7 protein-coding genes are annotated in these 8,994 nt (G+C 60.4%); 6 read left to right on the top strand and 1 reads right to left on the bottom strand.

Annotated elements, in window-relative coordinates; all coding sequences use genetic code 11:
• Nucleotides 1-258 precede the first annotated feature (258 nt).
• On the bottom strand, nt 259-1,050 hold the full coding sequence (locus tag ACYVDE_RS08990; protein ID WP_460501154.1) for an XRE family transcriptional regulator: 792 nt from the start codon (nt 1,048-1,050) through the stop codon (nt 259-261).
• 144 nt (nt 1,051-1,194) lie between these two features.
• On the opposite strand from ACYVDE_RS08990, the gene ACYVDE_RS08985 reads away from it, so the two are divergent.
• The 6 genes from ACYVDE_RS08985 to ACYVDE_RS08960 all read left to right on the top strand — a co-directional run.
• Nucleotides 1,195-1,590 (top strand): type III secretion system chaperone family protein, encoded by a 396-nt coding sequence (locus ACYVDE_RS08985; RefSeq protein WP_460501153.1) that lies wholly within the window; start codon nt 1,195-1,197, stop codon nt 1,588-1,590.
• Between the two features lie 165 nt (nt 1,591-1,755).
• Nucleotides 1,756-2,463 (top strand): PspA/IM30 family protein, encoded by a 708-nt coding sequence (locus ACYVDE_RS08980; RefSeq protein WP_460501152.1) that lies wholly within the window; start codon nt 1,756-1,758, stop codon nt 2,461-2,463.
• Nucleotides 2,464-2,532: 69 nt separating this feature from the next.
• Entirely contained in the window at nt 2,533-3,174 is a 642-nt protein-coding gene (locus ACYVDE_RS08975; RefSeq protein ID WP_460501151.1) for a hypothetical protein, read from the top strand.
• A gap of 157 nt (nt 3,175-3,331) precedes the next feature.
• On the top strand, nt 3,332-5,497 hold the full coding sequence (locus ACYVDE_RS08970; RefSeq protein ID WP_460501150.1) for a flotillin family protein: 2,166 nt from the start codon (nt 3,332-3,334) through the stop codon (nt 5,495-5,497).
• Between the two features lie 221 nt (nt 5,498-5,718).
• The gene (locus ACYVDE_RS08965; RefSeq protein ID WP_460501149.1) at nt 5,719-6,108 is read left to right on the top strand and encodes an endonuclease domain-containing protein; all 390 of its coding nucleotides are present in this window, start codon (nt 5,719-5,721) and stop codon (nt 6,106-6,108) included.
• On the top strand, nt 6,095-8,994 hold a 2,900-nt coding region (locus ACYVDE_RS08960), incomplete at its 3' end, for a DNA repair ATPase (protein WP_460501148.1). The genes ACYVDE_RS08965 and ACYVDE_RS08960, both read left to right, overlap by 14 nt.

Here is an 8,994-nt window from a genome sequence, read left to right as displayed (position 1 = left end):
GACCAGCCCACCCGGCCCGCCGGCGTGGTATCCCCGCTGCTGCTGCCCCCCGCCCAGGGCCCCGCCCCCGACGGCCCACCCTTAGGCACCTGGCTGCTGGAGCGCCTCAAATAAGCTCTTAAACCAAGTAGAGCCGCATGTCCGCGTCTCGTCGTTGAACGCTGACGCCCACCAAAGAGCGGAAGCCACGGTTTTAGTTGTTCAACGACGAGACGCAAATATGCGTCTCTACCCCATCCGTCACAGCATCCAGCGCTGCTACCGGTTGTCCAGCCGCTCGGCCAGCTCCTCCATTTTTCGCTCCAGCTCGGCCACCCGCTCATCGAGCAGCGCGGGCGCACGCAGATGCGTGGTGAACACGCCCTTCACCTCCCATATTTCCAGCGCCTGCTGTAGCTCCAACTCCTGGCTACCGTAGTCGGGGTTGTCGGCGCGCAGGCGCAGCGGCTGGTTTTCTTCGGGCCGCTCGGCCAGGCGGCGGATGAGGATTTTGCTTTGGGTGACGAAGACGTACACGTTGCCGGCCTTCAGGCGGGGCCGGGCCTTGTCGATGCGGACGCACAGCACAATATCCTGATGACGCAGGCCCTGGCGATGCAGCAGCATATCAGCCCCCGACACCTCGAAGGCCCGCGTGGGCCCCGCCAGCTGGTGCGGCATCAGCACCGCGGGCAAGCCGTCGATGAAAGCGGGGTCGTGGTGGCGCACGATGTATTCGAGGGCGCGGTTGCGGTACACGAGGGGCGTGGTGCCGGGCAGGTTTTCGGCCCGGGCCACGGGGACGGGCGCCGGTGCCGGCTGCGTGAGCTGCTCCTTGAAAATGTCGAAGTGGTAAAGCTCATTTACCGTCAGCTCTTTTGTAAGTAGCAAATCTACCGACAGGCCAAAATGCTGAGCAATCTGAATGAGCGTTTCCATTTTCGGCTCCGAGCGGCCCTCCTCGTAAGCCCCCACGCTGGGCCGCGCCAACCCGAACAATTCCGCAAAAGCCGCTTGGCTCAGCTTTTTAACTGTGCGCAGCTTGCGAATATTCTTCCCAACGAACGACATATTACTCAAATATTATTTCGCTCAAAACATGAGCACTTCCAAAACTTTGCTTATTATTGCGTCGTAAAACTACCACAAGTCCGGCGAAGTCCCCCGCTACTTCGCTATTTTTTTGAGCAGTCATTCCTTTCCGTCTTTCACTGCATGACCAACCCTTACTTCGCCACCATCCGAGGCTACCTTTTGGAGCTGGGCTTCGACATCTGCCACGCCGACGAGCGGGAAAGCGTGTTCGTGGTCGATAAGCCGGAACTGGCCATCAAGAACCTCGTCATCGGCTGCGGCGACCCGCTGCTGATACTGGAGCAATATCTGCTCGACCTGCCCGCCCCTTCGCTGGAAGTATACCAGCGCCTACTGCAAAAAAACCGCGACATCATCCACGGCGCCTTCGCCCTCGACGACACCGGCCGCAAGCTCATCTTCCGCGACACTCTGCAAATCGAAACTTTGGATTTGGCAGAACTGGAAGCCTGCGTGAATTCGCTCGGGCTGCTGCTGAGCGAGTTTTCAGAGGAATTGATTTCGTTTTCGAAGTGACCCCATCCCTCGTTGACCCCATCCCCCGGCACCTTCCCCTCCGGGGGAAGGGGAGCCTGACGAACTCAAGCGGCAGCGCCGCCGTGGCTCCCCTCCCCCGGAGGGGAGGGGCCGGGGGTGGGGTTAACGGAGCCGGGCATTATCTCAACAACATAAATTAAAGTCATGAACATCCTCAATCGCCTTTTCAAAATCGGCCAGTCGGAGGCCCACGCGGCCGTCAACCAGCTCGAAGACCCCATCAAAATGACCGAGCAGGGCCTGCGCGACCTGCGCCAGGACCTCGACAATAGCCTGCACGGTCTGGCCGAAGTGAAGGCCATGGCCATTCGGGCCCGCAACGAGGGCGAAGGATTCCGCACCAAAGCGGCCGACTACGAGGGCAAGGCCGTGCTCCTGCTCCAGCGCGCCCACCGCGGCGAGCTGGACGCCGCCGAAGCCGACCGCCTGGCCGGCGAAGCCCTGCTCAAAAAAGCTGAGAACGAAGCCCAGGCCGCCCGCGCCGCTTCCGACCAAACGAAGTTTGAGCAGTCGGCCGCCCAGATGGACCAGAACGTGGCCACGCTGAAAACCACCATCAGCCAATGGGAAAACGAGCTAAAAACCCTCAAGGCCCGCGTGACGGTGAGCACGGCCACCATCGCCATCAACAAGCAGATGGCTCAGCTCGACTCCTCGGGCACGGTGGCTCTGCTCGAGCGCATGAAGGAAAAGATTGCCGTGCAGGAAGCTCTGGCCGAATCCTACGGCGAAATTGCCCAGACCGGCAAGAGCATCGACGCCGAGATTGACAAGGCCCTCGGCAGCACCGGCGCCAGCAAGGCCAGTGAAGACCTCAAGGCCCTGAAAGCAAAGCTTGGCTACACCGAATAAGCCAACCGGGCCGGGCCGCCTGCGGAGTTGTCTCAATTCCCCTACCTTTAAGCTGCCGAGTATATGCCCATGACCGAACTTTTACAAGCTGCCATCTCCCCGCCCAATCTGCTCCCCACCGGCCTGCTGGTGTTCGTGCTGCTCTACTGGCTCACTGTCATTGTGGGGCTGCTGGATATGAAGACGGTGGACCTCGACATCAGCGACCACGGCCACTTCCACTACGACAGCCACGCGCCGCACGACGGCCTGGGCACGAGCTGGCTCAACGGTGCGCTGGCCTTCTTCAACCTGGGCCGCATCCCGCTGATGGTGTTCCTCAGCTTCGTGTTTTTGCCGCTGTGGGTGGGTAGCATTCTGGCCAACTACTACACCGGTAACACCTCCCTCCTGCTCGGATTGGCCTTTCTGCTGCCGCTGTTCATCGGCAGCCTGTTCGTGGCCAAATTCCTGACGCTGCCCTTCGTGAAGCTCTTCACCGCCCTCGAAAAAGACCACGACGGCGCGGTCGTCATCGGCAAGGTGTGCACCGTGCTGCTCCCCGCCACCGCCGACCGACTCGGCCAGGCCGCCATCCGCATCGACGGGGCGCCGCTTATGCTCAACATTCGGAGCACGGGCACGCCGCTGGCTAAGGGCGAATCGGGGCTGGTTATTGATTTTGACATTCAAACCCGCTGTTACCTGGTGGAGCCTTACCATACGTCCTGACCCCATCCCCCGGCCCCTTCCCCTCTGGGGGAAGGGGAGCCTGACGACTTCTAATTCAACCCACTTCTATTTAACAACTCTTTACGCAAGCTCTTCGTCTGGCTCCCCTTCCCCCGGAGGGGAAGGGGCCGGGGGATGGGGTTAACCTTTCACACACATGCTAGCATCCCTTTCCTGGGCCGTTCTGATTATCGTCGGCCTGTTTCTACTGGGTTTTTTGGCGGTCATCGCCAAGATGTATAAGAAAGCCGTGCAGGGCGAGGCCCTGCTGCGCACCGGCATGGGCGACGCCAAGGTGTCCTTCTCCGGCATCATCGTGGTGCCCATCCTGCACAAGCTGGAAATCATGGACATCAAGCTGAAAACCATTGTCATCTCCCGCGCCGGCTCCGAAGGGCTGGTGTGCAAAGACAACCTGCGGGCCGACGTGAAGGTGAACTTCTTCATCCGCGTCAACAAAACGCACGACGACGTGGTGAACGTGGCCCAAAGCATCGGCGCGCACCGCGCCTCCGACCCGCTGGCCTTGGAAAGCCTGTTCGACGCCAAGTTTTCGGAAGCGCTGAAAACCGTGGGCAAGCACTTCGATTTCATCGAGCTGTATAATTCCCGCGAGCAGTTCAAGCAGGAGATTCTGCGAATCATCGGCACCGATTTGAACGGCTATGTGCTCGATGACTGCGCCATCGACTACTTGGAACAGACGCCGCTGCAGGCCCTGAACCAGGACAACATTCTTGACGCGGAAGGCATCAAGAAGATTATTGCCCTGACTTCGGAGCAGAAAATTCAGGCCAACCAGATTCAGCGCGACCAGCAGAAAACCATCAAGAAGCAGGACGTGGAGGCGCAGGAAACCATTCTGCAGCTCGAAAAGCAGCTGGCCGAAAACCAGGAAAAGCAGTACCGCGAAATTGCCAACATCAAGGCCCGGGAAGCCGCCGAAACGGAAAAAGTACGCCAGGAAGAGCGCATGAAAGGCGAAAAAGCCCGCATTGCCGCCGACGAGGAAATCAAGATTTCGGAGCAGAACCGCGACCGGCAAATCCTGGTGGCCGAGCGCAACAAGCAGCGCACCGACGCCGTGGAAACCGAACGCGTGGAGCAGGCCCGCTCCCTCGAAATCAACGAGCGGGAGCGCATCGTGGCCCTGGCCCAGATTGAAAAGGAAAAGGCGCTGGAAGAAGAGCGCAAGAACATTCAGAGCATCATCCGCGAGCGCATTACTGTAGAGAAAGCCACGGTAATTGAAGAGGAGCGCATCAAAGACACCCGCGCCCAGGCCCAGGCCGACCGCGAAAAGTTGGTGGCCGTGACCAAGGCCCAGCAGGAAACCGAGCAGGCCACCATTGCGCTGGTCGGCAACGCCGACATGGCCAAGCAGGCCGCCGAGTTCCGTGCCAAGCAGTCGCTGATTGACGCCGAAGCCGAGAAAGCATCTTCGGAGCACCGCTCGCAGGCCATGCGGATTATGGCCGAAGCGGAAGCCAGCAAAGCCAGCGCCGTGGGCCTGGCCGAGGCCCAGGTGATGCAGGCCAAAGCCACTGCCCGTCAGAAAGAAGGCGAAGCGGAAGCCAACGTAATGCAGCTCACGGCCTCGGCCGAAGCGCAGTCCATTCAGGTGCGGGCCACGGCGCAGGCCGAAGCCGACGAGAAGCTGGGCGTGGTAGCCGCCAAGGTGAACCGCGAGAAGGGCCTGGCCGAAGCCAGCGTCATCGAAGCCAAGGCCGACGCCGACCAGAAGCGCGGCCTGGCCGAAGTGACCGTGAACGAGCAGCGCTTCGCGGTGGAAGCCAAGGGCATCGAAGCTAAAGCCGACGCCATGAAAAAGCTCGACGGCGTGGGCAAAGACCACGAAGAATTCAAGCTGCGCCTCGACAAGGAAAAGTCGGTGGAGCTGGCCCAAATCAACATTCAGAAGGACATTGCCGGCGCGCAGGCGGGCGTGATTTCGGAGGCACTGAAATCGGCCAAAATCGACATCGTGGGCGGCGAAACCATGTTCTTCGACCAGATTATCGGCTCCATCACGAAGGGCAAAATGGTGGACCGCGCTGTGCACAATTCCGAAGTGCTGGGCACCGTGAAAGACGCATTCTTCGGCCACGACGGCGACGGGGATTTCAAAACCAACCTGCGCCGCTTCGTGGACAAGTTTGGCCTGAGCGCCGACGACCTGAAGAACCTGAGCGTGTCGGCCCTGCTGCTGCAAATGATGAACAAGGCCGGCGACGAGGCCACGCGCGGTACCATTGCGCAGCTGGCCAGCACGGCCAAGGCGCTGGGCATCGGCGATAAGCCGGCGAAGACGTTGCAGCTGTAGGGCCCGGCTCCGTTCACCCCATCCCCCGGCCCCTTCCCCTCCGGGGGAAGGGGAGCCGAGGCAGCGCGGACAGTTGTTGGCAGCTCTTATTTTTTCTTATTTGAAGAAGTCGCATTATGGGTGCTGACGAAAATGCAGACAAGAGTCGTCAGGCTCCCCTTCCCCCGCAGGGGAAGGGGCCGGGGGATGGGGTGAACGGCAATGAGGTTTACCCCTTCGGCATGTTCACCACCGACGCCAGGCGCTGGAAAACCTCCCTCAAAGCCTACGCCCGGCACAACCGCAAGCACCCTACGCCCGCCGAAAACTACCTCTGGCAGGAGTTGCGCGGCAATAAGCTGAACGCGCCTTTCCGCCGCCAGCACGCCATCCAGTCCTTCATTGTCGATTTTGTGTGCCTCGCCGCGTGGCTCATCATCGAAGTTGATGGCAGCATCCACGGCGATAGCAGCGAGGCCGAATACGACGGTGGCCGCACCCACGAGTTGCAGGAGTACGGCTTTTTGGTCCTACGCTTCACAAATGAAGAAGTGCTGCACAACACCCCAAAAGTGTTAAAGACAATTGCCGAGCATTTGGCTGTTCTCTACCCCAATTATGAGCCCCGATAGCAACAGCACCCCCATTACCAGCGAGAAAGAAAAAAGCCGCGCCGCCGTGGCTCCCCTTCCCCCGGAGGGGAAGGGGCCGGGGGATGGGGTCCAGCTCGAAGGCGGCACCTACGAAATCCTGCGCAACCGCCTGCACAAAAGCGGCGCCGACCTCAAAACTCGCCTCTCCACCCTCAACGCCGAGCGCAAAACCGTGTTCGGCGCCATTGACACCAAGCTGATTGGGACCGGGCGCATCACCACCGAGCACAACTGCGTGCCGTGGGACATGGTGCCGGTGGGCAACCGGTTTCTATTTGGCTTCAACGTGGTGCTGGGCCTGAAAACGGAGGTGGAATTATCCGACGTTTTCGGAGCCTATAATTACGCGAATCACGAGTTTCAGCCGCTGCCGCTGGATTTAATTAATAACGCGCAGTTTGCCGGCGAATTCCGCGACCTGTACCGCTATTACAAGAACACGCAGTTTGTGAAATTCGCGGTGCTCGGCAACCATTTATTTATGGTGTTTCGGGTAGGCAAAAGCGTGAACGACATCAAGACGTTCAAGTGGCTGCTGCAGGATGACGCGCTGACCTACATCGACAACCGCAGCGACCACGAATACGTGTACCCGCCGCAGCACGAGTTCACCTGGAAGCGCACCACGCGCGACATGCAGCGCAGCGGCAAACACCCGCACATCAGCATCGAGGACCGGGTTTTTGTCGAAACCATCGGCGGCGACCTCACCATTAAAGTGGAGGACAATACCGCCACCGGCCGCGGCATCTACGCCGAGCCGGTGGCCGACAAAGACCAGACGCTTGACGACTCGGAGATTTATTACGCCATTGTCGGCAATTTAATTCTGCTGAAAATTCGCCCGTATCAGGAGTCGGATTACCGGTATTTTATATTTAACTCCAAGCAAAAAACCGCGCAGCGCCTGGACGCGCTGGCCGATGCCTGCGTACTGCTGCCCGATGGCCAGGGCCTGATATTTTCGCACGGCTTCTACCTGCAAACGGGCGAGAGCAAGCTGTTCGATAACGGCTTGCGCGATATGCTGTTTGAGAAGCGCATTGCCTCACCCAACGGCGAAGATTTCCTGTATGTTTTTTACAATAAGGAGAGCGGCGCGTATTTATTGTTCTCCTACAACATTATTGCGCAGCGGGTCGAAAACCCAATTAATTGCCACGGCTACGCGCTGTTTGAAAACGGCGAGCTGTGCTATTTCCGCAAGGATGATGAGCCCAAGAAGCACCACGCGGTGCAAATCTGGCAGACGCCCTACGTGGCACCCGATTTTGAGCTACCCGTCACCTCCGATTCCTACCTCTACAAGCTGGGCAACAAGGAAATAGTGCGGGCCATGGCCGAGACGCAGGAGGTGCTGACGCTGCTCGGCAAAGACGACAGCTACGCCGGCCTCTACCTCGACCTGATTCGCCTCACCACCACCCTCACCGACACCTACCACTGGCTGCGCGAACCGGCCGCCCAGGCCCTGTCCGAGCCCCTACGCGACATCCGGCAGGCCGCCAACGCGGCGGTGGAAGAGTTCGACAAGGTGCTGAGCATCCGCAAGAGCACCGACACCGAAACCCAGCGCGTGCTGGCCAAGGCCGACGAGCTGACCGGCCGCATCAAGCGCACCACGGCCACCGACGTAAACGAATTCGTGCAGCTGCTGGCGGAGCTGCGCACGGTGCCCGGCGAGGTGATTTCCCTCAAAGACCTGCGCTACGTGGAGTTACCCACCGTGGAAAAAGCCGCCGCCGACCTGGAGCAAACCAGTAAGGACGTGGCCGCCCAAACCGTAGATTTCCTGCTGAAACCCGACGCCCTGAAGCCCTACACCGTGCGCGTGCAAGCCATTGCCGACGCTATCGAGCAGGTGCGGAAGGTGACCGAGGCCAACGAGCAGGAAAAGCTGGCAAATGCCGTTTCGGGCGAGTTGGAGCTGCTGATTGAGGTGGTGAGCAACCTGCCCATGCCCGACCCCACGCAGACCACGCGCATCATCGACAACATCTCGACGATTTACGCCAGCTTCAACCAGATTCGGGCGGCGCTGAAGCGGCGGCGGCAGGCCCTGGCCGGCACCGAGGCCCAGGCCGAATTCACGGCCCAAATTAAGCTGCTCGACCAAGCCCTGGTGAACTACTTGGACCTGTGCGACACGCCCGCCCGCTGCGACGAATACAGCACCAAGCTGCTGGTGCAGTTGGAAGAATTGGAAGGCAAGTTTCCGGAATTCGACCAGTTCCTGGGGCAGCTGGCGGGCAAGCGCGAGGAGGTGTCGGAGGCGTTTGAGTCGCGCAAGGTGGGGCTGGTGGAGGCCCGCAACCAGCGCGCCTCGGCCCTGCTGCAATCGGCGGAGCGCATTTTGAAAGCGGTGCAGAACCGGCTGGGCCGCTTCGAAACCGTGGCCGATATTAACGGCTATTTTGCCTCGGATTTGATGGTGGAGAAGGTGCGCCAGACGGTGCAGGAGTTGCTCAGCCTCGGCGACCCGGTGAAGGCCGACGACCTGCAAAGCCGCCTCAAAACAGTGAAGGAAGACGCCGTGCGCCAGCTCAAGGACCGCGCCGAGCTATTCACCGACGGCGGCCAGGCCCTGAAATTCGGCCCCTACGCCTTCACCGTGAACACCCAGCCGCTGGACCTGACCGTGGTGCTGCGCGACGGCGACCTGCACTACCACCTCACCGGCACCAATTTCTTCCAGAAAATTACCGAGCCCGCCATCCTGACCGCCCGCGCCGTGTGGGACCAAACGGTGGTGTCGGAAAACGCCGACGTGTACCGCGCCGAGTACCTGGCCTGGCTGATTCTGCAGGCGGCCCAACGTCCCGCGCCGGCCCAGCCGGGCACGGCCGCCGTGCTGTCGCTGGCCGA

The sequence above is a fragment of the Hymenobacter agri genome (assembly GCF_054778495.1).
This window is presented reverse-complemented; position numbering and strand designations above follow the sequence as displayed.